The sequence below is a fragment of the Brevibacillus reuszeri genome (assembly GCF_002897295.1).
In the GTDB taxonomy this organism is placed as follows: Bacteria; Bacillota; Bacilli; order Brevibacillales; family Brevibacillaceae; genus Brevibacillus; species Brevibacillus reuszeri_A.
In genome coordinates this window covers 40850-65096 of record NZ_BEXF01000031.1, presented here as the reverse complement: position 1 = coordinate 65096, position 24247 = coordinate 40850, and the positions used below count along the sequence as shown (strand labels likewise).

Genomic DNA, 24247 nt, shown 5'->3' with positions numbered 1-24247 from the left:
CATTGTAGTTAGTGTGGAAAGCCGTATACATCGAGAGGTGTACGTACGGTTTGGGGAGGGGTTCTTGGAAACCTACTTCAGCAATGAAGAAAGGCGCTGGGTACCTACTCTACTTTGTGGATCTACCCACTGCAGAAGAGAGAACCGAAATCTTCAAGATCCATCTGGAACGCCTAAAACGGAATGTAAACAATTATGATCTAAATCAACTTGTTGAGATGTCTGGGGAAGCGGAATGGGGTGATGGCATTCGTTTAACGGGAGCAGAAATTGAATACTCGATTCACGAGGGTTTGATTGAAGCATTTTCCCAGCGAACTGCTTCGGAAAACGTAAGTCGAGACCTTACTACAGATGATATTCTCTTAGCGATGAAGCGAACCGTTCCCTTAGCGAAATCCAGACATGATGAAATCGAAAGAATACGATCCTGGGCAAATGAATTCGCTATTCGCGCAAGTCAAGCGAGTACGGTCACGGTGAAAGGGACTCGCGAAGCGGCTGTGGGTCGCAGTATTGATTTTTAGGGGGGAGAAAAGTGAGCCATTGTACATCCTTTACCATGACCTTTCAAGACAAACGTACTCTCTTTCGAACCTTGAGGAGTCTTCAGATGCAACCAGAAAATCAGGTCTGGGCCGAGTACGAGAGTCGTTTTAAAAAACGTCTCGGTATTGGCGGAGCGGTGATCGGCAAGCTACTAACCGGGACAAAGGACGGGATAAGCATTTTCTTCATCGAAACAGACGAAGGACTCGTCCCGTATTTTGAATCCGATCAACTGCCGCCAGAGGAGCTGAGACATAGGGCTGAACTGCTTTTGGCACAAATTCGGGAAGGGTATTTGGGACATACAGTAGAGGCAGTAAGGGAATGGATTGCAGATAGTGGAAGTCATGTCAGTATCAGCGAAGAGAGGTCAGGAGCTTTTACATCTTTTGTGCTCACCATTGGGACTGGCGAAAAAAAACTGCGGATAACGATGGATAAAGAAGGACGGATTGAAGAGCGTGTTGATGGTGTTTTGGGAAGATCCTGTTCAGATTTGACTACACTTGTAGAGCAGAGATTAAGTGTTTCTAGCCACCTGAATCGCGTATGGACACACGAATACGATGTCACGATCGAGGATAAGCAGATTCAGATCCTTAGACTTACGTAATGACGAAGCGAGCCGGACTGTCGAGTGTTAATCACTAGATTATTGGTTTACCAGACAGATTCTGCATCCATTAGGGACTCTCACTGTTTGTTCCTTGCTTTTTATTGGTTTTGTTTACTTAATTCGTTCAATGATATGAAAATCGTATAGCAGTCCTTTCATAGGGAACAAGCACGAAAAGACCGGTTGGCTCTCCATTTCGGAGACGTGAACCACAGCAGAACGAGCATGACAGACACGCTGGCAAAAACGATACCAAGCAAATTGGAGAATAAGCTTGTCACCCATCCAGCCAGCATAACGATCACAAATTTATCAAGAGGGTGAAAGTATCCTTTGCATATAAAATTCCAAGTGGTTTCCATAGCAGCTGCACGCCTCCATTTCTTCCGTCATGAAGGTCCATTTTCATGTAGAATACCATAAATACCTAGGCGGTTGTGAAAACATAGTGACCAGCTGCTCGAAAGGGCTTGAAGAGCTGGAAAAAAATTTGTTAAAATGGGAGCGTACGTTCTTATTCAGGGGGATCAGGCTGTGAAAATATATACCGTAAACAAACCACATCAATCTAGCTATCCGAATCCAATACGTCTTGATGTTGGACAGAAGGTCAAGCTGGGGAAGCTGGACGATGGGCCGGAAAATTGGCGCAACTGGAGATATTGCTACACGCTGGATTTACAATCCGAGGGCTGGGTTCCGGAGCAAATCATCGAAAAAGAAGGCCAGCAAGGTGTTATCACAGAGGCATATTCCGCTCATGAGTTAACAGTGGTTGGTGGAGAGCGGGTTTCGCTCGAACGCGAACTGAATGGCTGGGGCTGGTGCAAACTGGAGCATACAGATGAAGCAGGCTGGATACCGATGGAATGTTTAACTGAGGGGTAAGCTTGGCAGGGAACGAGCAAAACAGTTGTAGATCTTGGCTTACTTCGTTTCGATTATAGTTCAAGTAAATAGAGAGGCGCTCTACAAATGTAGGGTGTCTTTTTTAGTGGAGTAGGGGGATGAAATTCGAGCACTCAGAGGAAATCGAGCGAAAGTTACTTTGATCGAGGTTTTAGAAAAAGTTTAACTTTACCCCACTATTTATTTTAATAGTTCTCTTTATTTTATACCTAGGGGAAAAAAATCCCCAAAACATGAACCTGAAGGAGAATTGTTATGAAAAAAAATCTTAAAAAAACATCCGTACGTTTGGCAGCTTTAGGATTGGCTACTGCGATGTCCCTATCTGGAGCTTTACTAGTTAGTGCAAATGAAAATCCAACTCAAAAGAATGCAGCTCAAAACCAAGATTCTGCGAAATTGTATGCAGGAACTTACCAAAAAGTCTCAGCTTCTGAAGCTCTTGCGGACAAGGATGTGAAAGCAGCAATCGATCAAATCTATGCTCAGTTTCCAGAAACAAAATCCTATGAGATCAATGCTTATAAAGATGTGGTTTCAAAAGACGAGTACGATAAGTATGTGATTAACCTTGAAAAAGATTCAAATAACTTTTTTCATTTTGCAGTAGATTCGAAAACGGGGAAACTCAGCTATACCATACAATCATTGGATGCTTCTAAAGTTCTTTCGTACCCAAATGTACAAAATGGGGTAGATAAAATCTATGCCTCACAGCCTGAAACAAAATCCTATGAGATTTCAAGTGCCAATGTTGTAGATAACTTTGTAGGCAAATTTAGCAAATATAACCTTACGTTTACTGACAAAGATTCCAAACGCTCTATCACTATTGGAATAGATGCGGGAACGGGAGAGATTATGCCTACCAAATTTACTCCTGCCGAATAAGCATGCTTGAGTAGGTTTTGGCTACGGCTAACAAACATAGCGGCTTTCCAACCCAATAGTCACTAGGCTTCCTTCCGTGCATCACCCGTTTATTCAATTTCTCCCCCTCAAATTCCCACGATATGAAGTACAGTTTATCATCAGAGAAGGTCATAAATGGTTAATAACGAACGGAGGAAAAGGAAGGCTGCGTTGAATTGCCGCTGAAAATAAAGTTATGAATGAAAAAACGAGAGCGTCCTATCAATTATGCAGGACGCTCTTGCTTGTTATAGATGAACTATAGACTTCTCCCTAACAAAACCCCGACTTGTTTGGCCATAGCTTGCGGCGGATACGGCATCCATTTATATCAGGCCTTGGAATTCATTACGTTGTTTTTGGAGGATTTCTACTCCTTATAGTATGTTGTGTTTCCATTTTTCTAAGAAAATCCTTCTAAAAAGTTTAATAGATCAGCGGCTGTTTAAGACTATTTACTCATGTCTGAGGCAGTCGTTGTTTTGATAAACAGGAAAACCCCCAGCAACGAAAACTGCGTTAAGCACCTATGGGATTCGTTTATGGGATTAGAAAGAAAAAATCCCCGATATTCGAGGATTAAAGCCTGCCAATATTTTTACTTACTTCAAAACCAGATAGACTTTTCTTTTGTCCAGCTTGATTCGCTTCATAATTTGACGGAATCCCAATATCAGGTCCAAATTCATCACTGGCTTCAGTGGGACTAGACTGTTCTAATGCCTCGATGTAATCAGCACCTGCTTGAAAGATTTCATTAGTGTCACTATGTTTGTTAATTTCCTTTGCGTTATCCATCGAATTCTCCTTTCAGTATCTAATTTTTCTAAATAAGTAAAAATAAAACTGTAATTACAGGGGGAAGCTAAGGATAAAAAACCCTCTAAGGAAGTGGATGTTGGACTTAGAGGGGGTGAGGAAACTAAATTTTTTGAAGAAATTTTGCCTATGACTTCTCGGTATTCGTTACATCGTTAACTCCCAGATATCTATGGAAGAACAACTCTGCAACACCTAGGAGGACTACGGTGATTAAAAGTTCTCCAATGCTCAAGTCCCAGTTCAGCATGCTTGCAACAGCCCATAAGTAAACGGCTGCAATCAAGGCATCAGCTATTGTAGCAGTTACATTGTTCGTTGCACGTAGAATTAACTGGTCACCAATCAGATAGGCAATGATGGTTAAACCAAGTGCAGCTATCGTCGCTGACAAAAAGGTTGCATTAGTAAATCCGAGTAGACAACCTACAACTATAGCGCCGTTAACTACCAGCTTGATCAAGAATCGAGTCAATGGCCTCACCTCACTTTCTTGTATTACTTTGGACGAAAATGAAATGTTTATGCGCTAGACCAGGGGTTGGAAAAACGTTATTTTCGTACATGAATGCAAACTTAATATACATTACAAATTAAAATGTTGACAAAGTTAAAATCCGGTGTTAAATTGTTTGAAAATACAGAATCATATGGAGGGATCAAAATGCAACAAAACCAAAGGCAGCCTTGGATCAATGCGGGTACACTGACATCCATCCAAGAGAAGGGCCACAAGTTGATCCACGGCGGGATCGTCGTGTTTTATCATGAGGAGAAGGTTTATGCGGTCGACAATCGCTGTCCGCACATGGGATTTCCCTTGCATATGGGGAGTTTGTGCGATGGGATACTCACCTGCCATTGGCATCATGCCCGCTTTGATGTTTGTAGTGGTGGAACGTTGGATCTGTGGGCGGACGATGTTCCATCCTATGAAGTGAAACTTGAAGATGGAGTAGTATGGGTGAATCCACAACCAAAACAGACGAACAGCGTTGAGAAATACAAACTCCGGCTGCGAGAAGGCCTGGAACAAAATTTGGGTCTCGTGATTGCCAAAGCCGTTGTTGGATTGGTGGAAGCCGGCGTTCCAGCAACGGAAATCATGCAGGTCGGCATAAATTTCGGTACTGTGCATGGGAGAAGCTGGAGTTCGGGACTCACCATTCTTACCGCGATGGCCAATGTACTGCCAAAGCTAGATAAAGCAGGAACGATTCTCGCTCTTTATCAAGGGTTGCTTCATGTAGCGCGCAACAGCTCCGGTGCCGCGACTCGGCATCTGCTTAAGCCACTACCGGAGGCTAACGTACCGTTTGAGCGGTTGACACAATGGTACCGCAGCTGTATCGAGGTACGCGACACGCAAGGGGCAGAAAGAGTTTTGCTCACGGCGATCCACCAAGGGGCTACACTGGAGATGCTTTCGGAGATGATGTTGATGGCAGTGACTGACCACTTTTATTTAGACGGCGGCCATACGTTCGATTTCCATAATAAAGCTTTTGAAGCGATTGGCCTTATCGGCGAAGAGCACACTGAGCAGACACTGACCTCACTGGTTCGGCTCCTCGCCAATCCGACAAGGAGCGAGGAACTTCACCAATGGCAGTCGCCAGTGAATCTAGTCGCTCCGCTAAAGGAAGCTTTCGCTCTACTGGATAACCTTGCTCTGGCCAAGCCCTATAGAGAGATATTAGTAGCGGAGGAGAAGAAAGTTGTGGAACAGCTGTTAAGTGACAAACCACTTGAAACGGTGAGCCTTGTGACAGAGCTATTGATATCCGGTGCACATCCGGCGCAGCTGGCCCAATTGGTTGCTTTGGCCGCTGCTGAACGAATCGTGCTCTTCCATACTCAGAATGATTTCGGGGATTGGATCTCCGTTTTGCATACCTTTACCTATACCCATGCCGTGCATGAGCGATTACGCCGATCTACCCATCCGCTGCTCATACGGGCCATCTACCACGGGATAATCAGAATTTATTTGGATCGCTTTTTGAATATCCCTGCGGCTCCCCGCCCGGTTGGCTCGGCTGTCCCAGCGGTCGACACTACCTGTCCGGAGCAGCTGCTGCAAATTTTGGATCTACGCCAGCAGGTGAACGAATCGGCACGCTGGACAGCGGGATACCTGCACGCTGGCGGCGCCCCTGACGCCTTGATTAATACGTTGGGCCATGCGCTATTACGAGAGGACGCCGAATTCCATTCGTTTCAAATGTATGAAGCAGCGGTCTCCGAATTTGAGCGCTGGACAATGCGTAGCGATGATTTTGCCGCCCGCGCTGGTGAAACGATGCTTCTGGCGGCAACCCGCTATTTGGCGGCGCATGCGCCGACCCCTCGTGAACTTCCACATATCGCCCGAATTGCCACTCGGCTGTACCGGGGCGAACGGCTATTCGAGGAGGCGTAATCTAAAATAGTTTATTACTACCGAGAAAAAAGAGCATGAATCTGAATAGTAGAGGAACTCCTGTATCGAAAAAGGAGTTCCTTTTTCGTTTGAACGTCTGCATGGGTTATTTGAATGGAGATGATTTGACTCCGCGGAATTTCAAATAGGCTGAAAATAAATATGTCAAGCAGGATACTGCCAACCACTGTGAGCCAGAAGCCATCCACAGATACAAGGTGAAGGGCAAGGTCCAAACAAAGGCAATCAAAATCAGTGGCACAGAAATAAAAGAGGTCACTAGCGCAAAGAAAGCTGGAAGGACAACTAAGAGTATAAGCAAGAAATCAAGTCCTTTAAAAGAATTGCCATAAATATAGTCATAGGAGACAAGCAGGGCAAGTACTGATCCTGTGAATCCGACAAGGAAACCTCCAAAGGACAACCAGTTGGTAAACATCTGTTTTCGCCTCCTGATTTTCTTACATCGTAACATTTGTTGGATAAAATAGGGAATGAATTCCAGAAACACTTACACACCAAAATGAAGTATAAACTACATTTTTCTATATGTATTGAAGTGTTTTATTTCAAAAGATATACTATTCTCAAAATTACTCACAAATTGGTGACAAAGGAGCTTCAGTATGGAGCAGCATGTGAAGGAACGAATTCGGAAGCAGTATGGGAATCTGACCGCCAGCCAAAAAATCATATCCAAGATCGCGATCGAAAAACCAAGCTTACTGGCTATTCATACAGCAAAGAAGATTGCTGAGCTGACGAATACGAGTGAGGCCACCGTTATCCGTTTTTGTTACGCATTAGGGTATTCCGGATATACCGAGCTCCAGGACGAGATCAAGAAATCACTCCTGGTCGGGGAGCAAAAAAAGGGGCCATTCCAAAAGTACCGAGATACCGAAGATACGCTCAGCCGCGACAATTATGCACACCAGGTCATCGAAACAGATATTGCTTATTTGCAGCAAAGTTTGCAGCAACTCGATTACGGTCTGCTTCAGCAAGCTATCGACCATATTATTCGCGCAAATCGCATTGTGGTGGTCGGTTTCCGCTGGTGCCATATTCCAGCCAAATGGTTGTTCTCCTCGTTAAATGCGATCAAGGGAAACACGCATTTGTATACCGGAGCAGTGGATAATGCCGACTATTTCCTCACAGAAAGAGAGCAGGAATGGCTTGTCATCGCAATTTCCTTTCCTCGCCACCCGAGCGAAACAGTGGCAATGGTCCATTCTGCAAAAGAACTGGGAGCCAAAATCTTGGCGATCACAGAAGGAGAACTGTCTCCCATCAGTCAGGTAGCCGACCTGCTTTTGAAAATTACGACACCGCAGCCTGTTGCGACAAGTGGCATGCCAACGCTCTTTTCTATTCTCAATGTCTTGATCCAGGGGGTGATGGTTCACGATTCGGAAAATGTGCAAAAACGATTACAGCACTACGATGAAATCAGCTCAAAGCTGTATTCATTCGCTGGCAATGAAGAAGAGGATTATTCGATTTTTTGAATGAGTCAAATGGGGATACTCAGACCCAAAACCATAGATAACAGGAGGAGCACGCCAAAATGACACGACCGATTCTTTTTGCAGCAACAGGTGACAGCTTTATTACACGCAATCTTCCTTACAAGGACCAGACATTTCGAGAGGTGTCTCGCTTACTCCATCGAGCAGATGTACGTATCGCCAATTTGGAAACAACGGTCCATGACAATGAAGGCTACCCAAGCGCTCAAAGTGGGGGAACATGGGCAATGTCACCGCCTTCCGTATTACACGTCATGAAGGATTACGGCTTTAACCTGATCGGCTGGGCTAACAACCACACACTCGATTATTTGTATGGCGGGTTGGAAGCTACCGAACGAAATCTGAATGAATTCGGCTTTGTTCACGCTGGAGCGGGTAAAAATTTGGCAGAGGCTGGTGCCCCTCGGTATTTGGAATGTGAATCTGCCAGAGTGGCTCTCATCGCTGCTACCTCTACCTTTCATCCGTGGTGGGCAGCAGGAGACCAACGACCGGATAGTATCGGGAGACCGGGCATCAATCCGATGCGCTATATCATGACGCACCATGTACATGAAGATAAGCTGAAACAGCTGCAAGCGATTTCTGAATCCACGGACATTAATGCCTTCAACAAACTATTAATCGAAGAAGGCTTTATGAATGATCCTGGCAAAGACATCTTTCTTTTTGGGAACTCTCGCTTTGTGGTAAGCGATGAAGAAGGAACGAGTACACAGCCTCATCCGCGTGACCTGCAACGCATCGTAAAAACGATCCATGAAGCAAAGCAGCGCGCTGACTACGTCATCATCAGCATACATGCGCATGAGATGAAGGGAGACGCAAAGGAAGTGCCAGCCGACTTCCTGCCGACCTTTGCAAAAGCTTGTATTGATGCTGGCGCACACGCCGTAGTGGGACACGGACCGCATCTGTTGCGCGGCATTGAGATCTACAAGAACAGGCCCATTTTTTACAGTCTCGGCGATTTCATTTTCCAAACCGAGGCGGTTACGAGTCAGCCAGCTGATTTTTATGAGCACTATGGCCTCGACCATACGCACACGGTTGCCGACGCCTTGAATGCAATGAGCGCCAACTATACGCGAGGATTATGCGTACATCGAGAAGTGTGGGAATCAGTTATTCCTCTGTGGAAAATGCAGGACGGGGAGCTGGTTGAGATCGAGCTGCACCCGATCGAGCTTGGATTCGAGCTCCCTGTGCATCGGATGGGCTGGCCCAAAATAAGCGCGGATAAGCGCATTTTAGAAGACCTTCAAAGCTTGAGTGCGCCATACGGTACTGAAATCAAGATTGAAGGGGGAATCGGGCGGGTGGTCCTTAGGTAAGCTGCGCGCAGACAAAAAGGGGCTAGCGAAAACGGAAGTAGTCCAAAGAAGGGAGGTGATTGTCACAGATGCTGCAGCATGAAACGTTAGCTAGCTGGATGACAGACATAGACGACAAAAGAAAAGCATGGCAAGTACCAGGCTGTGCGATGGCTGCCATCCAAGGCACGGACGTCATTTTTTGTGAGGGCTTTGGTCACCTTCAAAAAGAAGCAGTTAAGCGGGTCTCGCCACAGACGCTTTTTCCGATCGCGTCTGCTACCAAGCCTTTTACAGCACTTGGTCTGGCTATGCTGGCCGAGGATGGGTTGTTGGACTTTGACACGCCGATCCAGGCGTATTGGCCAGAGTTTCGACTCTATGATGCTGTCGCCACGAATCGCACTACTGTACGAGATTTACTTTGTCATCGCACGGGCTTGCCGCGTCATGATCTCATTTGGTACCATACGCCATTTTCGCGGGCTGAACTGATGGAGAGACTACGTTATTTGGAGCCTGTCAAAGATTTTCGAGCAGCGTATCACTATCAAAATCTGATGTTTACCGCCGCAGGTTGTGTAATTGAGCAGGTGAGTGGCAGAACATGGGAGCAGTTCACCAAAGACCGAATTTTAAAGCCACTTGGGATGGAGAGTACGTATTTTACACTGGCAGATGCGAAAAAGGCAGGCGCATTAGCTTGGCCCTACATGAGCCAAGAAAAGCAAGTGGTGGAAGTACCGTATTTGAACAACGAAGCTATCGGTCCAGCAGGCTCGATGATCTCAACGATTGAGGATATGACCAAATGGCTCTTATACCAGCTAAATCCGCAAGCCATCACACATGCACATCTCCTATCAGAACGGCGACATGATGAGCTTCGCACGCCACAGCTATTCAGTGGCTCACAGCCAGCATGGTACCCGGAAATCCCCATTACGAATGCTGCTCTCGGTTGGTTCGTCCAGATTTATCGCGGGGAGAGGGTTATCTATCATGCGGGCAATCTGCAAGGCTTTTCTTCGCTTGTCAGTATTTTGCCCGAACGACAATGTGCGATCGTCGTGCTTAGTCAAGTAGACAATTCACGTTTGCCAGCCGTGCTTACCTATGAAGCCGTTGATAGACTGCTCGGGATTGAACAAATCGATTGGCATGCACGCATGACAGAGGAAGCGGAGAAGGAAGAACGTGCAAAGCTTGTAAAGAGCAGTCGGGCAGAATGCAAACAAGGGTCCGTATTGCGATCATCGTGTATTGGGACCTATCGTCATCCTGGCTACGGGGAGGTTTCGATCTCCGCTGCTGATGACAATTATTATATGAGCTTTCATGATCTGCGCTTTTTACTTTCGCCGATCGAAGCGAACCGATTTCTGGCTTCTTATGAAGAAACCTATCAACTTGAGATTCCTATTACCTTTCACACTGATCACACAGGAACAGCTGTCAGCTTGTCTGCGAAAATGGAGCCGACCATCGGTGCGAAAGAAATCATATTTACCCGTGTCTGATTGATACCTTGTTAACGAATGGAGTGATACGCATGATGGCCAGAATTACGATGTTAATGCTTTTTGTGCTTTACATGATTAACTACGCAGACAAAACAATTGCAGGCTATTCAGCTGTTCCGATCATGGAGGAATTTTCTCTGACACAAAAGGAATGGGGCCTGGTTGGAAGCAGCTTCTTCTGGTTCTTCTCGATCGCAGGGATTTTGGGAGCGGCCTTATCTGATCGAATCGGTACGAAAAAGATGCTGGCGATCATGGCGATTTCCTGGACGGTCATCCAGTTTGGCGCATACGTGATTGCGGGCTTGCCGATGCTGGTGCTGGCGCGTGTGCTCTTAGGTATTGGTGAAGGTCCATTCTGGGCGACTGTCGTCAGTCACTTAAACAAATGGTTTCCCGAAGAAAAGCGTGGTCTTGTCTACTCCACGGTCAACTTTGGCGCATTCGTTGGGGCCGTTGCTTCAGCACCATTGCTCGTTTCGTTAATAGATTCTAACGGTTGGCGCTATGCCTGGGCATTCATGGGTGCACTCAGCTTGATCTGGTTGATTATTTGGCTCGTGATTGGCAAGGAGAGACCGCAAATCAGTATCACACCTACCAAAACAGAAGCACCGTCTCTTCCAAAAGCGAAATGGTCCGACATATCTGGAGTCCTGCTGTCATCTACTTTTATCCTTTGCTTTCTCATCTATTTCGCTCAAATTTGGGGTACGACGTTTGCTGCGGTATGGGAGCCCGTTTATCTGGTCAAGGTAATCGAATTTACGAATCAACAAATGGCTTACGCAATCGCAGGAACAGGCTTACTCGCAGGCTTGATGACCATTTTCATTTCATGGATGGGTGATCGATTGTATAAAAAGCATCGCAGTTATCGCAAGTCTTATGTGTTTATCGGCGGAAGCTCTATTATTTTGGGTGGGCTGTGCTTCTTCGCGGTGCCGTTCCTGCAATCAACCGCTCTCATACTTATTGCACTTTGCCTTGGTAAAGGATTTGCCTTTTCGGTCGGTACAGCCGCATCGGTTATTGTCAGCAGCCTTTTGCCGGAGAGAACGGGTTTGCTTGTAGGAGTTTTGTCCAGTCTGGTGACCTTGGCAGGAATCATTTCTCCGCTTGTTACAGGCTCGATTGTTCAAGCAGCAGGTGATGTAGGAACGGGCTTTGGCAATGCCATGATCGTAAACGCAATCATATTCGCTGGATGCGGTGCATTATTCCTGATGTTTGCGAAGCGAAATGAGCAAAAAAATAATTTGTCTCCAACCATTCCGAATGCTTCCTAGCAAAAAATGACAAATTCCTTCTTTTTGGAAAGAAATGCTTTATCCTGATTATTTCAAATGTTACAATTTTCAAAAGGGGGTAGATGTGTGATGTATCATTTAAATGAAAATCTGAAGCAAAGCGCTCAAAACTTCCCAGACCATCCCGCTTACATATTTTTGGGGGAGGCCACAACGTATGCCGAATTAGACCAGCAGGTTGATTATTTGGCTGCAGGACTTGCCAAACGCGGAATCGGAAAAGGTGACTCTGTCGCTTTGCTGATGGATAACCGCCCACACTTTGTAAGTGCTTACTATGCAATATTACGGGTGGGTGCGGCAGTGGTACCGATGAATCCCATCTACACACCTAGAGAAATCTGCTTTATTTTGGCAAATAGCAAGACAAAAGCGATTATCGCTTTGGCTGCCCTGGAACCAGTCGTGGCTTCAGTCAAGGAAGATCTGAAAGACTTGGAGCTGTTCATCTACACGGAGCCAGTAGGCGACGAGCTGAGCATTGACCAGATCATTCAAGAAAAGGAGACGGACTTCACATCGCCAGAGATGAGTGAGGACGATCTCGCCGTCATCCTATATACCTCAGGTACGACTGGCCAGCCAAAAGGAGCAATGCTCTCCCACCGCAATATGGCTTCGAATGCAGAAGCAATGGGCATCCTTTTTGAGCTGACGCCACAGGACCGAATGGTCTCTGTCTTACCGATGTTCCACGTGTTTTGTATGACGGTCTGCCTGAATGGCCCTGTGCGGTACGGTGCAACCATGTTGATTATACCGAGATTCCACCCTGTAGAGGTAATCAACACCATTCGTGAACAAAAAGCGACTTGCTTTGCCGGAGTGCCTACCATGTACAACTACATGCTTCAGGTCCCAACGGCAACAAAAGAAGACCTTGCTTCTATCCGACTGTGCTGCTCTGGTGGTGCTGCGATGCCAGTAGAGCTGCTCCATAAATTCGAAGCCAAGTATGAGAAGATCATTCTGGAAGGGTATGGTCTGTCTGAAGCTGCGCCTGCCACTGCGTTTAATCCGTTACGAGGAACACGTAAGCCAGGTTCGATCGGGGTTGATATACCTGGCGTCACAAACAAGATTTTTGATCCCGAGGGGAACGAACTGCCTTGTGGAGAAGTAGGCGAGCTCGTCGTCAAGGGACCAAATGTCATGATCGGATACCTCGGATTGCCAGAAGAGACGAATGCCGCTCTCAAGGACGGCTGGCTCTATACCGGAGATTTGGCTCGAATGGATGAAGAGGGCTATATATATATCGTCGACCGGAAAAAAGATATGATTTTGGTAGATGGCTACAATGTCTATCCGCGCGAGGTAGAAGAAGTACTCTACCAGCATCCGGCGATTATCGAAGCGGCTGTCATCGGCATCCCGGACGAAGTGCATGGTGAGGCGGTCAAAGCGTTCGTGGCACTGAGGGAAGTTGCTGTTTCCCATGAAGAAATCGTATCGTTTTGCCAGGACAAACTGGCCAAATACAAAGTACCTCGGCAAGTAGAAATTGTAACCGAGCTGCCGAAAAACAGTACCGGAAAAATTTTGCGCCGTTCACTGCGAAAGGAATAGCGAATGAAAAAAACCAGTTTAAAACAGCGTATTGTTTTAAACTGGTCTTCTATGTGTAGAATCGCCTAGGCCTCACTCTTGACGCAAATGGCAAGCTAGCTGCACCTTCAACAAATCTGCTGGCTGGTGCAGATCAATGGAAAGCAGCTCTTCAATACGTTTTAAACGCTGGTACAAGGTATTGACGTGGATGTGCAATTCGCGAGCTGCTTGCTGGGGGGACTGACTGCATCTCATATACGTAAGCAGTGTGTGCTCAAGCTCCTGATACTTTTCCTGTCCTTCCCAAAGCGGCTCAAAAACATCGCGGATGAATGCGTCAATATCTTCCTGAGATTGATTAAGGATCAAGCGATTTATCCCCAGATCGCTATAACGTACAACACCTGACCTACCTCGATTCGCCAAATAATGTGCAGCTTTTTTGGCTTCCTCAAAGCTCTTTCCAATCTGCTCCAAGTCAGAAACTACACTTCCTGCCCCTATGGAGAGGGATACTTCTTTTTCTAGCTCCCATTCTTGAACGGCATCAGAGAGACGTTCGATGACTTCTTTTACCTCTAGCGAACTAGATGGCGTCAATAGAATTGTAGCGTGGTTATGAAATCCGTAGCTTAAAACCTGGCTGCTCGCAAAGTCCCATTTCCAACGAGTAACGAGCCTGTGAATGTTGGCTTCGAGCAGAGACAGATCATGCGAACGGCTTAAATACGCATAAATAACCCAATAGTCTCCATGTGGCGAAAGTCCAAATCCTCGGGCGCGTTCGAATAGCTCGCTACCTTTGCTTACGATCAGCTCTTGAAAAATGTCATGTGCACGCTTGTACAAAACGGAGCTGAGCGATTGTTTTTTCACCAAATCTAGGGTAAGAACTGCACTTCCTTGTTCGATTGTCACGCGTTCCAGCTCAGATAGGTGACGCTCCTTGATCAAAATAATGAGACAGCCGAGAAAAACACTGCCGTTTGTTAGCGGATATACGTAGCATGACTGCTGGCGATTTTTCTGAACAGAACATAACTGCACGAGGATCGGGTGTCTTTTGCCCGCGAGCAAGGCAGACAGCTCATCCCAGCTAAACAGGATCGGACTGTCCGCTGGGTAACATCGTTGCTCCAGCCAATCGGCAAAAAAGATTTGCTTGGCAGTCATTCTGCCGAGTGCTTTCACAATCGTTTCTGTGCCTTTATTTTGTAGAGACAGCTGTTTAATGGACTCGTGAATTTTGTTGCGTTTGACCAAATCATCATGCTTTACTCGCAGCTGCTCACTAATTGCTGCCATGTTTTGATAGGCCTCTCGTGATTCCGCATAAAGTCGCGCATTTTGCAAGGCGATGGAGGTTTGATCAGCAAAGCCCTGGAGGAGGGCCAGATCGTAGTTGGAAAACACATTTTCCTGATGAAATTGATGCAGAACAAGTACGCCGATCCGTTTTTGTTCCAGAGAGATAGGAACGCATAAGAGCCCAGTCAAGCTGTGAAGTGCTTTTGCGTCATTCAGCGAGTCAAAGTTGTCTTGAGACAGATCGATCATAGCCTGGGAGGTTTCGGGATGGGTGCGATACATTCTTGGCTGCCCATCCTGAAAAACCTTGCCTGCAATCGATTCGCCAATGCGTAATTTAAAATTACGGTAAACGGTGTCATGAAAGCCTACAGTTGCCTTCGGTACGAGCCGATCAATGTCGGCATCATATAAGTGCAGCAGCCCCGCATCTGCGGCGGGAATTACCGCCAGCGCATTGCTGATAATATCGCGAATGATGCTTTCCACATCCAATGTCGCAGAAATCGAATGAATGCCTTGCAAGAGCTTGGTCCATTCCTGACTTTTGGTCTCTATCATTTCTTCTGCTACGAATAATTGAAAGGCAAGCCAAAGAATTTCCCATTGCTCAGAGGAAAGAGAAATGGGGAAGGAATCGGATTTTTCCCGCACGACTACTGCTTGTCCTTCCTCGGAAAAAAAGAAGCGGAGGTAGCAGAGGTCTGCTTGTTCTTCATAAAGAAAACGATCTACACCTGCAAGAAAAGACACTTCGTCAGGCTTGTGTGTAAGGATGCTGTCAGCTTCCTGCTTTGGTACGGATGAATAAGATAGCTGGAGATGGCGATCACGCGAGCCTTGTACCCATATGGAGAATGGAGTGCCTGCAAAGTATTGGTGCAGCTTGGATAACAAGTAATCAAAGGCATTCAACTTATTCCCCTCCTTATAGAGAGATACACATAAATAAAAGTGATTCTATGTGTGTACCCACATTGTATGTAGTATTTTGAATTTATACAATACTCTTATAAGACCAAAGAGTAGGTGGGGGATTAGATGACAGCGACATACCAGAACTTTATTAATGGAGAATGGGTAGCGAGCCATACAGGTCAAGTATTTGCGAGTACCAACCCTGCACAAACAGCTGAGGTTCTCGGATACTTTCAAAAATCAGATGGGGCAGATGCCCGTGTAGCGATCGAAGCTGCTGCGAGTGCTTTTGACAAGTGGTCTAAAACACCGGCACCTTTGCGCGGCGAGTTTCTGTTCTCTTTAATACAACTCTTAGAAAAGCACAAAGAAGAATTGGCAGAAACGATCACCCGTGAGGTAGGAAAAACATTGCGGGAAGCTCGCGGTGAAGTGAATAAAACGATTACATCGATGAAGCAGCTGACAGGCGAGGCTACTCGTTTGACTGGACAAACCGTTCCTTCCTTTGATGAGCGAGTCATTGGCTATACGGTACGTGAACCAATTGGCGTTTTTGCGATCATTGCACCATGGAACTTTCCTTTGGGAATCGGGTTGTGGAAGATCGTTCCGGCGATCATTGCGGGCAACACGGTCGTTTTTAAACCAGCGAGCAACACTTCGCTTATCAGTGTAAAGCTGGTTGAGCTGCTGATCGAAGCGGGGGTTCCAGCAGGAGTTGTCAATCTGGTGACGGGACCAGGCTCTGTCATCGGCGATGAGCTAGCCAATAATCCGTTGATCAAAGGAATTTCCTTTACAGGCTCGTCCGATGTCGGCTTGTCATTGGGACAAGCTGTAGGTGCGCGAGGCGGCAAAATTCAGGCAGAAATGGGCGGAAAAAACCCGGCGATCATTTTGGCGGACGCAGACATCGATTTGGCTATCGATTGTATCGTCACCAGCGGCTTTTTTGACAATGGACAGCGTTGCACAGGAACGAGCCGTGTGCTGGTAGTTCCAGAGGTAGCCGAACAGGTGAAAGCCAAATTAATCGAGCGGGCAAAGAGCATGAAGATCGGTGATGGCTTTGATCCTGAGAGCAATAACGGACCAGTCGTTGACGAGCATCAGCTAAACCTGTATCTCCATTACGTGCAAAAAGGGATCGAAGAAGGAGGCGTGCTCGAATGCGGCGGTAAGCGTCTGGTCGACGGAGACCTGGCGAATGGCTATTTCGTTGCGCCAACGGTCTTTACCGGAGTGACCCAAGAGATGACAATCGCTAAAGAAGAAATTTTTGCTCCTGTTATCGCGGTCATCGATGTGGAATCGTTCGAGCATGCCATGGAGATCGCAAACCAAGTGGAGTTTGGCTTGTCATCCACGATCTTCACCAACGACTTACAAAAGGCCTTCCAATTTGTAAAGGGTATCCAATCGGGTGTGACACACGTTAATATGCCTTCTACGCATTTTGAATCGCAATTCCCGTTTGGCGGCAAAAAAATATCTGGTCTGGGTCCGAGAGAGCAAGGGGAGTCGGCACTCGATTTCTATATCGAGACCAAAACGGTCTATATTCGCGCATAAGCCTGAGAGAGTAGGGGGAGCAAGTATGGAAGCGATTGGAGTCATTGGTATCGGAGCAATGGGCAAGGGAATGATCGGCAGTTTGTTGAAAAAGGGCTATCATGTTTACGCATATGATCCAAGTCCAGCCGCGCAGCAGTGGGCGAGTGAGCAAGGGGCTCATGTGGTAGCTTCACCGCAGGCAGTAGGATGCGTCACCCGAGTCGTATTTACTTCTTTACCGGGTCCAGCGGTTGCCCAGCAGGTGATGCTTGGGGAGGACGGACTCTACCAGACACTGCCCGAGGGCAGCTACGTTTTCGATACGAGCACGATTGATCCAGCAACAGCCAAGCGTTTGAACCAATTGGCGCTGGAAAAACAAATCTACTATTTTGATTGTCCAGTGAGCGGAGGACCAGCAGGCTCTGCGGCAGGGACGTTAACGATCATGGTTGGCGGAGATGAGTCCAAGCTTGAGGCGATTATTCCGTATCTGCAATTGATCGGGAAAGAGATTTTTTATTTGGGTGAATCTGGATCAGGTCAGGTCGCCAAGCTTTGCCATAATTCCGTCGTGGCGGTAATTACGACTGCATTGGGAGAAGCTCTGACGGTAGGAGCAAAAGCAGGAGTCGATCCACATAAACTCGCCGCTGTTATCGATAAAGGCTCGGCTCACAATCGTGTCCTGTCAGTATTTGGTCCCAATATTTTGTATGGCACCTATGAAAAGTCAATCTTTTCACTAGATCACATGCACAAAGATCTACAGCTCTACGCAGCAACTGCTCGTGAGCAGCAAGTGCCGGTTTTGGTTGGCTCGACCGTTGCCCAAATGTATGAAGCGGCAAAAGCACAAGGCAAGGGAAGCTGGGATTCCTCGGCAGTTTGCACAGTTACAGAAGAGCTGGCGAATGCGACGGTTGCCAGATAAGATCATACGAGGAAAGTCGACGGTTCTTGTTTTAGGGCCGTCGACTTTTCATTTTCTTTGATGTTGGTGAATGATGGTATGGTCTAATTAGAAAACTTATGATTTTTCTACCTGCTCTATTTTTAATCCGAAGATTTGGGGTGGGTCAATTTTGTTCATTTGTAAATAAGTAGAGATTTGTCCACGATGATGGATTTCATGTTCCGGAATTGCCATAAGGATTCTCCACACGCTAACTTCATGTCCATGCAGGGTTAAAACTTTTTTTGACAACGCATCGTTGCCAATTTTTAATAGACCCTCCGTTAGTTTAATTTGACAGGCCTCTAAATAATCAGAAATATCATCAATCGTAGCACCCTTGCTACGATCATGTCCTGTGTATGTCCACGAACCATGTTCAAATATACCAAGAAACATCAATCGAGCCGATGCAATATGTCGCAATAAATCACCTGTAGAAAATTTATCCTCAGCGGGCTTCCAATCTAAGAGTTCATTAGGTATTGACCTAACATAATTCATCGTTCGTTTATGAATCCCATCTAAATAATTGACATATTCCCTCATATCATGAATCATGTTACCGCCCTCCGTTTCTTTTTTTACTGTTAATATTCTTAATTATTTGTAAATAACCCTTTTGCCTGTAGAAAATGTAATGGAAAAAAGGTTGTTGACAGGACACTAAATGGTGTCGTATTATCAAATCGACACTAAATGGTGTCCAATTGAAAGCAAGCCATTTGAAAGGCTGAAAACCTAAATATGTTTCGTTTTAAACCATTCATGAGGGGGAGAAAAATGAGCCAGACGATCAGTGCAGAAATGATTTCGCGAGCAGAAACCAAGCCCAGAGGAAGATTGATTGCTTATTGGACAGTCACATTCTTGCTAGCAGCCACGGTTATGTTAAGTGGTATCGGTCAACTAATGCAATATGGCGGAAATCTTGAGTTAGTGACGAATCTTGGTTACCCATTATACGTCTTGACCATTCTCGGGATGTGGAAAGTGCTAGGAGCTATCGCTCTTGTCATGCCAGGTTTTCCTCGACTCAAAGAATGGGTTCACGCTGGTATCTTCTTTTTAATGACAGGTGCAGCATTATCTCATGCGTTTGCTAACGATTACGGTGATTATGGGTTTCATATTATCCTTCCGCTTTTCTATGCTGCACTAAATATCGCCTCGTGGACATTGCGTCCGAAGAGCCGTAAACTTTAGGGAGGTGGTGAAATTAACGGCTGTCCCTTCGTAGCAGCAAATAGATTTCTCCTGAAGAACATCATATTTTTGGAGGGAGTGTCGTGAGCGAGAACAACCAGTTACGGGATGTGTTTGATGCGATTGCAGATCCAACTAGACGCCGACTCATTCGTCTGCTGGCAGGCGCAAAGGAGATACCGCTTCATGAATTAACAGCACAGTTTGAAATGGGGCGAACAGCGGTATCCAAGCATTTGACCATCCTTAAAGAAGCTGGACTGGTACTGGACCGAAAAGTCGGCAGAGAAACGCGATTTAGGCTAAACGCCACGCCACTCAGAGAAATTCAGGATTGGGTAGCTTTCTACAGTCAGTTTTGGAGTACAAATATGTTGCGCTTGAACCAACTATTAGAGGAGGAAGAAGAATGAGTTTAACATTATCCTTGGATTTTCAGTACAAGACATCGATTGAAAAGCTTTGGTCCGCTTTAACCGATTCTAGTAAGCTTGCCAAATGGGTGGTCAATAACCACACCGGTCAGCCGATGGAAAATGATTTTAAACCTGTCGTAGGACACCATTTTCAGTTTCGCACGCAGCCATCCGAATATTGGGATGGAATTGTTGACGGTGAAGTGCTCATCGTAGATGAACCGAACAAGTTGTCCTATACATGGGCCAGTGGAGGAGAGAAGCACACGGTCACCTGGACACTGCAGGATTTAGGGGAAGGAAAGGTTAATCTTCATCTCGAACAAACTGGAATCTCAAATGCCCAAGCATTAGGCGGAGCTAAGTATGGCTGGAGTAAATGGTGCGGTGAGCTTGAAAAAATGTTGGAACAATAATCGTATAGCATAGAAAACCTTCCATTTGATGCAACCGAGAATTACTGCTCAAATGGAAGGTTTTGTTATGGAAAAGCATTCAGATTTTTGGCATAAAGTGCATAAAGGTAATGAGTATGATATATTTTTTACAGAACCAAGAGGATAATTGTGGTAATTCAGTAAAAAACACTCAATCTATTAAATCGTCCAAGGAGAGTGGAACCAAATGTTTACGTATGATCGCTCTTTGCCATTAGATTTTGAAGAATCTTCATGCATTGAAAAAGAAGGTTATACGATTAGAGACGTGTCATATTTAAGTCCGTACGGTGGAAAAGTACCCGCTTATTTGGTCGTTCCCACTTCCGACGGACCTTTTCCGGCAGTTGTTTTTATGCATCCAGGGCAAGGCAATCGAGCATCGTTTCTGCCTGAAGCAGAGGCTTTAGCTTTAAAAGGTGTAGTTTCTCTATTGATCGCTGCCCCCGCTACGCGAAATCAACCACCAAAAGATTTAACCGAAGAAGAGATATTACATCTTGTTATAGAGACAGTAACGAGCATTCCACAATATAGGCAGACAGTCGTTGATATTCAGAGGGGGATTGACCTTCTTTATCGTTTTCAAAATATTGATGTAAATCGTCTTGCCTATATTGGTCATAGTTTTGGGGCTACTTGGGGTGGAGTCCTTGCTGGAATGGAAGAACGAATTAAATCATACGTTTTGATGGCTGGATTCGCCAGTGTGTCTGAGTGGCATAAATCAAGTGGACATCCATTTGCGGTCTTGATTCGTACAAAGCTAACAAAAGAGAAATTTAACGAATTTATTGCTGAATTGGAACCATTGGATGCGGTCCATTACATAAAAAAAGCTACACCTGCATCGCTGCTATTTCAATTTGTTCATGATGATGAATTTGTTCCGAGTAATCAAGCGGAGACACTCTATTCTGCTGCAAGTTCACCAAAGGAAATTTCTTGGTATGAAACGGACCATCTTTTTACGAATTGCGATGCTGCCTATCAAGACCGTACGCAGTGGATCATCAAGCAGTTAGGACTTACTCATCTATAAACATACAAAATGTAGATGATATAATATTTTGAAGCAGAAAATATGGTGGGTGAATTTAACTTCATCCTTTTTTTGTTGCACAAAATGGAATCTATCGCTTTACAGGGGGGATTTAAGAGGTGTTGTGGAAGAGCGAAACGCAGGTTAATCGAATCAAAAACAAACTCGAAGCTGCACTGCGCAAAGATGCAGCTTTATTGGTATTTGGAGCATCTTCACACAAGTACAAGGTGAATGAAATGCTTACAGCAAAAGAGCTTGCAGACTGGCAAGAAAAGCATAATGTCACACTTCCGGAGCCATATGCACAATTTTTAACGAAGGTCGGAAACGGTGGTGCCGGCCCTTATTACGGGATGTATTCAATTGAACAAGCAACTTCTTATACCGATGCAAATGCACTCACTGCAAAGTGTGTTTTGCACCCCAGAATGACAAAAGAGGAATGGAATCATTTGACCAAGTCCCTAATCAGTGATGAAGACATCTCTGACCAGGAATACGACGCCGCTCGTGATACCGTGATGGGGGGCATGCTGTGCATTGGTACTCAAGGCTGTGAATACGATATGTATCTCGTCCTCGAAGGAAAGCACAGGGGAAAAATCGTTTACACTTCAGATTTCTATCCAGATCGTCCCTTTTTCTTTGTCTATGAAGACAACTTTCTGGACTGGTATGAGCGTTGGCTAGACGAAATTATTTTGGATTATGATATCGGGTGGTTCGGAAGCAGAATGCCGGGCGATGAAAATACATTGATACAGGTTTATCAAAACGCCCCAGACGAAGAAATAAAATCAAAAGCGCTTGAGGGAATGTTCAAGTTTAAGAACATCTCGCAACCAACGATTGATTTTTTAAAAAGCGTTGCGGAGCAAAGTAAAAATGAGCGGACCACAGCCATTCAGCTAATCTGCAAAAACTCGTTTGACGAGGGAAGAGGCTTTATTCGCGAGCTGTTGCACTCTGAAAGAAAAGAGGATTTTTTAAAGGCTTTACAAGTTATGAACTGGTATGGCAAACCTTTTGATTTAACGGAATTTACAAAAGTGATATTGCAGAGTCTTGACAGGGTTCGTGACGTGGAAACGTTACGTCATGTGGGGTATGTCTTGGAATCGTCAGGCATGATTACACTCCAAAGCTTTGCACCATTTTTATGTCACACCGATTCGGATATACAAATTGCTGCAATCTATGCCACACGTAATTGCAATAACAAACCGGAAAATTGGGAAACCATTGAACAGATGTTAGTGAATAGCGACAAGGAGGTTATGAAAAACACGATCTTATTTTGGGGCGTTGTCCCTCATAAGGAATTATTGCCGTATTATAAGGCTGCATGGCCAGAATATAAAGGCAATATAAATTTCCGGGAAAAATTTATAGGTTGTTTGAAAGAATTACATTTGCCAGATGATTATTTTGAGAAAGAATAGGAGGGATCATGTTGCAGGAGCTCTTTAACGATATGATAAATCAGGACGTAAAACCGTTCCTATCCAATCAAGGCTTCACAAAGAAGAGTTTGAATTTTTATAAGATGTCAGATAGCCTCATCTACATCATTAACTTTCAAAAATCGTCTGGTAATACAACGGACAATGTAATGTTTTATGTCAACTGTGGTATTTATGCAGCAGAGCTGGCTCAGATAAAATCGAGAGAGATACTGACTGCCCCAAAAGAGTCGGAGTGTCACTTCAGAGCAAGAATAGGGGAAATTACTGAGACTGTTCCAGATCGATTTTCAATCAGTCCTGATACGAATAGGGAAGATTTGAAAAGAATACTGCTTGGTGGATTAGCGGAGGTTATTCATTTCTACGAAACGATGACAAGTGCCAGATCCATCGTTGACTATTACACATCAGGCCCATTTTTACATCTAGGCGAAGAGAGCTTTCATTTGCTGTTGCAATCCAATGATGTAACAGCGGCTAATCATTATTTGAAGGCTTTACATAAAAAGCACGGATCAGAAAAACGATGGATCATATTTGAAAATAAGTACAAGGCTATCTTTAATAAATACAGGGTAGAATTTGCTCCGTTATAAGTTATCATCGTGAGGGCTGCCAGCACAATCGGCAGCCTGTACGGTTGAGTAGGCGGACGTTTTGTGACCGCTCAATCAGGTTTAATCCTTCTCAGTCGGATGGAAGACAGACCAGCCTCATTCAATGCTGCAGGCAACTCACAGTTAGAGCCTAACCAAAAGTCACCATAGCGCTCCATGACCAGTACATTCCCGCAGAGGTAAAAAGTATGAGTAGGTCCTTCTTCCTTGGGGCTCGTATAATACCCATTTATCCACAACTCTTCAATCGGCTCAGCAAACAACATCTGTATATGATCTAATTTTCCTTCTATTGTATAAAGCTGTTTGCAGCCAAAAACGACCTCCTGTAAACAAAACGTTTTCAGAAAGTGATATAAAGAGTCATTTACAATGATATATGCTTCATCACTGTCATCCCAAAGCAAGTGCTCATTGCAGTAGACCGGAGAGTCGTCGTTCTCCATCTCAACTTGGCAATTCCAGTTTCCTTGATTTTCTTCAAGAAACGTAACCTTATCCTGCTCCTGGTTCAGTCGATCCACCGAATAAAGACAATCCTGCTTTTGAAATATCTCGGGAGAGTGCTCGAGGTGATTGTCCGACCCATCTTTCCACAGTCCTGCAAACGCATATAATTCTTGCAACGCCTTTGGAAGATAGGGTGGAATCTCGTCCACTGGCACACCGTAGGAGCTATCGTACCCTCCATACCAATTGATTAGAAAATCCTTTAGATCGTCCAGTTGATCTGTATCTTTCAGCAGCATTGTATTCCCTCCACCTGATCGTAGCATTCAACAAATTCTTATAAATGGATTATACTTGGATTACAGTATCAGGAAAATGTTGTTTTGTTTTTGTGGAGGATCAAGATTATT

Annotated in this window: 24 protein-coding genes; 18 read left to right on the top strand and 6 right to left on the bottom strand. The window is 45.2% G+C overall.

Annotated features, from left to right (window positions below):
• The first annotated feature begins 83 nt into the window (after nt 1-83).
• The 4 genes from C3B52_RS30690 to C3B52_RS30670 all read left to right on the top strand — a co-directional run bounded on the left by C3B52_RS30690 (nt 84) and on the right by C3B52_RS30670 (nt 2965).
• The gene (locus C3B52_RS30690) at nt 84-527 is read left to right on the top strand and encodes a hypothetical protein (protein WP_103110156.1); all 444 of its coding nucleotides are present in this window, start codon (nt 84-86) and stop codon (nt 525-527) included.
• 86 nt (nt 528-613) lie between these two features.
• A complete protein-coding gene (locus C3B52_RS30685; protein WP_164684997.1) occupies nt 614-1162 on the top strand; it encodes a DUF2997 domain-containing protein in 549 nt (182 codons plus the stop codon).
• A 537-nt stretch (nt 1163-1699) separates the two neighbouring features.
• The gene (locus tag C3B52_RS30675) at nt 1700-2053 is read left to right on the top strand and encodes an SH3 domain-containing protein (protein WP_235615910.1); all 354 of its coding nucleotides are present in this window, start codon (nt 1700-1702) and stop codon (nt 2051-2053) included.
• Between the two features lie 276 nt (nt 2054-2329).
• On the top strand, nt 2330-2965 hold the full coding sequence (locus tag C3B52_RS30670) for a hypothetical protein (protein WP_103110152.1): 636 nt from the start codon (nt 2330-2332) through the stop codon (nt 2963-2965).
• 600 nt (nt 2966-3565) lie between these two features.
• On the opposite strand, the gene C3B52_RS30665 is transcribed toward C3B52_RS30670, so the two are convergent.
• Together C3B52_RS30665 and C3B52_RS30660 are read right to left on the bottom strand one after the other, a co-directional pair.
• A complete protein-coding gene (locus C3B52_RS30665) occupies nt 3566-3784 on the bottom strand; it encodes a hypothetical protein (RefSeq protein WP_103110151.1) in 219 nt (72 codons plus the stop codon).
• Nucleotides 3785-3932: 148 nt separating this feature from the next.
• Nucleotides 3933-4280: a DUF2512 family protein gene (locus C3B52_RS30660; protein WP_103110150.1), complete on the bottom strand. Its 348-nt coding sequence runs from the start codon at nt 4278-4280 to the stop codon at nt 3933-3935.
• 189 nt (nt 4281-4469) lie between these two features.
• On the opposite strand from C3B52_RS30660, the gene C3B52_RS30655 reads away from it, so the two are divergent.
• Nucleotides 4470-6227 (top strand): Rieske (2Fe-2S) protein, encoded by a 1758-nt coding sequence (locus tag C3B52_RS30655; protein WP_103110149.1) that lies wholly within the window; start codon nt 4470-4472, stop codon nt 6225-6227.
• Between the two features lie 106 nt (nt 6228-6333).
• Here the strand turns inward: C3B52_RS30655 and C3B52_RS30650 are convergent, their stop codons facing one another.
• Nucleotides 6334-6666, bottom strand: a complete 333-nt coding sequence (locus tag C3B52_RS30650; RefSeq protein WP_103110148.1) for a hypothetical protein — start codon at nt 6664-6666, stop codon at nt 6334-6336.
• 187 nt (nt 6667-6853) lie between these two features.
• Between C3B52_RS30650 and C3B52_RS30645 the strand changes: the two genes are divergently transcribed.
• From C3B52_RS30645 to C3B52_RS30625, 5 genes are all read left to right on the top strand, one after another.
• Nucleotides 6854-7741, top strand: a complete 888-nt coding sequence (locus C3B52_RS30645) for a MurR/RpiR family transcriptional regulator (protein WP_103110147.1) — start codon at nt 6854-6856, stop codon at nt 7739-7741.
• Between the two features lie 59 nt (nt 7742-7800).
• Nucleotides 7801-9099, top strand: coding sequence for a CapA family protein (locus C3B52_RS30640; protein ID WP_103110146.1), 1299 nt, complete (start codon nt 7801-7803; stop codon nt 9097-9099).
• Between the two features lie 68 nt (nt 9100-9167).
• Nucleotides 9168-10598, top strand: a complete 1431-nt coding sequence (locus tag C3B52_RS30635; protein WP_103110145.1) for a serine hydrolase — start codon at nt 9168-9170, stop codon at nt 10596-10598.
• A 32-nt stretch (nt 10599-10630) separates the two neighbouring features.
• A complete protein-coding gene (locus C3B52_RS30630) occupies nt 10631-11890 on the top strand; it encodes an MFS transporter (protein WP_103110144.1) in 1260 nt (419 codons plus the stop codon).
• Between the two features lie 90 nt (nt 11891-11980).
• A complete protein-coding gene (locus tag C3B52_RS30625) occupies nt 11981-13480 on the top strand; it encodes a long-chain-fatty-acid--CoA ligase (protein ID WP_103110143.1) in 1500 nt (499 codons plus the stop codon).
• Nucleotides 13481-13552: 72 nt separating this feature from the next.
• Here the strand turns inward: C3B52_RS30625 and C3B52_RS30620 are convergent, their stop codons facing one another.
• On the bottom strand, nt 13553-15685 hold the full coding sequence (locus C3B52_RS30620) for a helix-turn-helix domain-containing protein (RefSeq protein ID WP_103110142.1): 2133 nt from the start codon (nt 15683-15685) through the stop codon (nt 13553-13555).
• A 126-nt stretch (nt 15686-15811) separates the two neighbouring features.
• Here C3B52_RS30620 and C3B52_RS30615 point away from each other — a divergent pair, with 126 nt between their 5' ends.
• Nucleotides 15812-17263, top strand: coding sequence for an aldehyde dehydrogenase family protein (locus tag C3B52_RS30615; protein WP_103110141.1), 1452 nt, complete (start codon nt 15812-15814; stop codon nt 17261-17263).
• A gap of 25 nt (nt 17264-17288) precedes the next feature.
• Entirely contained in the window at nt 17289-18179 is an 891-nt protein-coding gene (locus tag C3B52_RS30610; RefSeq protein ID WP_103110140.1) for an NAD(P)-dependent oxidoreductase, read from the top strand.
• 96 nt (nt 18180-18275) lie between these two features.
• On the opposite strand, the gene C3B52_RS30605 is transcribed toward C3B52_RS30610, so the two are convergent.
• Nucleotides 18276-18761, bottom strand: a complete 486-nt coding sequence (locus tag C3B52_RS30605) for a DinB family protein (protein ID WP_103110139.1) — start codon at nt 18759-18761, stop codon at nt 18276-18278.
• Nucleotides 18762-18983: 222 nt separating this feature from the next.
• Between C3B52_RS30605 and C3B52_RS30600 the strand changes: the two genes are divergently transcribed.
• The 6 genes from C3B52_RS30600 to C3B52_RS30575 all read left to right on the top strand — a co-directional run bounded on the left by C3B52_RS30600 (nt 18984) and on the right by C3B52_RS30575 (nt 23366).
• Nucleotides 18984-19406 (top strand): DoxX family protein, encoded by a 423-nt coding sequence (locus C3B52_RS30600; protein WP_103110138.1) that lies wholly within the window; start codon nt 18984-18986, stop codon nt 19404-19406.
• Nucleotides 19407-19489: 83 nt separating this feature from the next.
• On the top strand, nt 19490-19819 hold the full coding sequence (locus C3B52_RS30595; protein ID WP_103110137.1) for an ArsR/SmtB family transcription factor: 330 nt from the start codon (nt 19490-19492) through the stop codon (nt 19817-19819).
• Nucleotides 19816-20238 carry an SRPBCC family protein gene (locus C3B52_RS30590; protein WP_103110136.1) on the top strand — a complete coding sequence of 141 codons (423 nt, stop codon included), beginning with the start codon at nt 19816-19818 and terminating at the stop codon, nt 20236-20238. Before C3B52_RS30595 ends, C3B52_RS30590 begins: the two co-directional genes overlap by 4 nt.
• Nucleotides 20239-20446: 208 nt before the next feature.
• Entirely contained in the window at nt 20447-21301 is an 855-nt protein-coding gene (locus C3B52_RS30585; RefSeq protein WP_103110135.1) for an alpha/beta hydrolase family protein, read from the top strand.
• Nucleotides 21302-21423: 122 nt separating this feature from the next.
• A complete protein-coding gene (locus tag C3B52_RS30580) occupies nt 21424-22746 on the top strand; it encodes an SMI1/KNR4 family protein (protein ID WP_103110160.1) in 1323 nt (440 codons plus the stop codon).
• Between the two features lie 8 nt (nt 22747-22754).
• Nucleotides 22755-23366 carry a DUF4304 domain-containing protein gene (locus C3B52_RS30575; protein ID WP_103110134.1) on the top strand — a complete coding sequence of 204 codons (612 nt, stop codon included), beginning with the start codon at nt 22755-22757 and terminating at the stop codon, nt 23364-23366.
• 71 nt (nt 23367-23437) lie between these two features.
• Here the strand turns inward: C3B52_RS30575 and C3B52_RS30570 are convergent, their stop codons facing one another.
• Nucleotides 23438-24136 (bottom strand): hypothetical protein, encoded by a 699-nt coding sequence (locus C3B52_RS30570; RefSeq protein ID WP_103110133.1) that lies wholly within the window; start codon nt 24134-24136, stop codon nt 23438-23440.
• Nucleotides 24137-24247: the final 111 nt, after the last annotated feature.

What these genes read in the sequence shown, in the direction of transcription:
- C3B52_RS30645 (WP_103110147.1), top strand. Translation starts at nt 6,854, where the DNA reads ATGGAGCAGCATGTGAAGGAACGAATTCGGAAGCAGTATGGGAATCTG.
- C3B52_RS30655 (WP_103110149.1), top strand. Translation starts at nt 4,470, where the DNA reads ATGCAACAAAACCAAAGGCAGCCTTGGATCAATGCGGGTACACTGACA.
- C3B52_RS30635 (WP_103110145.1), top strand. Translation starts at nt 9,168, where the DNA reads ATGCTGCAGCATGAAACGTTAGCTAGCTGGATGACAGACATAGACGAC.
- C3B52_RS30650 (WP_103110148.1), bottom strand. Translation starts at nt 6,666, where the DNA reads ATGTTTACCAACTGGTTGTCCTTTGGAGGTTTCCTTGTCGGATTCACA.
- C3B52_RS30615 (WP_103110141.1), top strand. Translation starts at nt 15,812, where the DNA reads ATGACAGCGACATACCAGAACTTTATTAATGGAGAATGGGTAGCGAGC.
- C3B52_RS30610 (WP_103110140.1), top strand. Translation starts at nt 17,289, where the DNA reads ATGGAAGCGATTGGAGTCATTGGTATCGGAGCAATGGGCAAGGGAATG.
- C3B52_RS30630 (WP_103110144.1), top strand. Translation starts at nt 10,631, where the DNA reads ATGATGGCCAGAATTACGATGTTAATGCTTTTTGTGCTTTACATGATT.
- C3B52_RS30685 (WP_164684997.1), top strand. Translation starts at nt 614, where the DNA reads ATGCAACCAGAAAATCAGGTCTGGGCCGAGTACGAGAGTCGTTTTAAA.
- C3B52_RS30590 (WP_103110136.1), top strand. Translation starts at nt 19,816, where the DNA reads ATGAGTTTAACATTATCCTTGGATTTTCAGTACAAGACATCGATTGAA.
- C3B52_RS30640 (WP_103110146.1), top strand. Translation starts at nt 7,801, where the DNA reads ATGACACGACCGATTCTTTTTGCAGCAACAGGTGACAGCTTTATTACA.
- C3B52_RS30585 (WP_103110135.1), top strand. Translation starts at nt 20,447, where the DNA reads ATGTTTACGTATGATCGCTCTTTGCCATTAGATTTTGAAGAATCTTCA.
- C3B52_RS30670 (WP_103110152.1), top strand. Translation starts at nt 2,330, where the DNA reads ATGAAAAAAAATCTTAAAAAAACATCCGTACGTTTGGCAGCTTTAGGA.
- C3B52_RS30625 (WP_103110143.1), top strand. Translation starts at nt 11,981, where the DNA reads ATGTATCATTTAAATGAAAATCTGAAGCAAAGCGCTCAAAACTTCCCA.
- C3B52_RS30665 (WP_103110151.1), bottom strand. Translation starts at nt 3,784, where the DNA reads ATGGATAACGCAAAGGAAATTAACAAACATAGTGACACTAATGAAATC.
- C3B52_RS30600 (WP_103110138.1), top strand. Translation starts at nt 18,984, where the DNA reads ATGAGCCAGACGATCAGTGCAGAAATGATTTCGCGAGCAGAAACCAAG.
- C3B52_RS30605 (WP_103110139.1), bottom strand. Translation starts at nt 18,761, where the DNA reads ATGATTCATGATATGAGGGAATATGTCAATTATTTAGATGGGATTCAT.
- C3B52_RS30690 (WP_103110156.1), top strand. Translation starts at nt 84, where the DNA reads ATGAAGAAAGGCGCTGGGTACCTACTCTACTTTGTGGATCTACCCACT.
- C3B52_RS30570 (WP_103110133.1), bottom strand. Translation starts at nt 24,136, where the DNA reads ATGCTGCTGAAAGATACAGATCAACTGGACGATCTAAAGGATTTTCTA.
- C3B52_RS30575 (WP_103110134.1), top strand. Translation starts at nt 22,755, where the DNA reads ATGTTGCAGGAGCTCTTTAACGATATGATAAATCAGGACGTAAAACCG.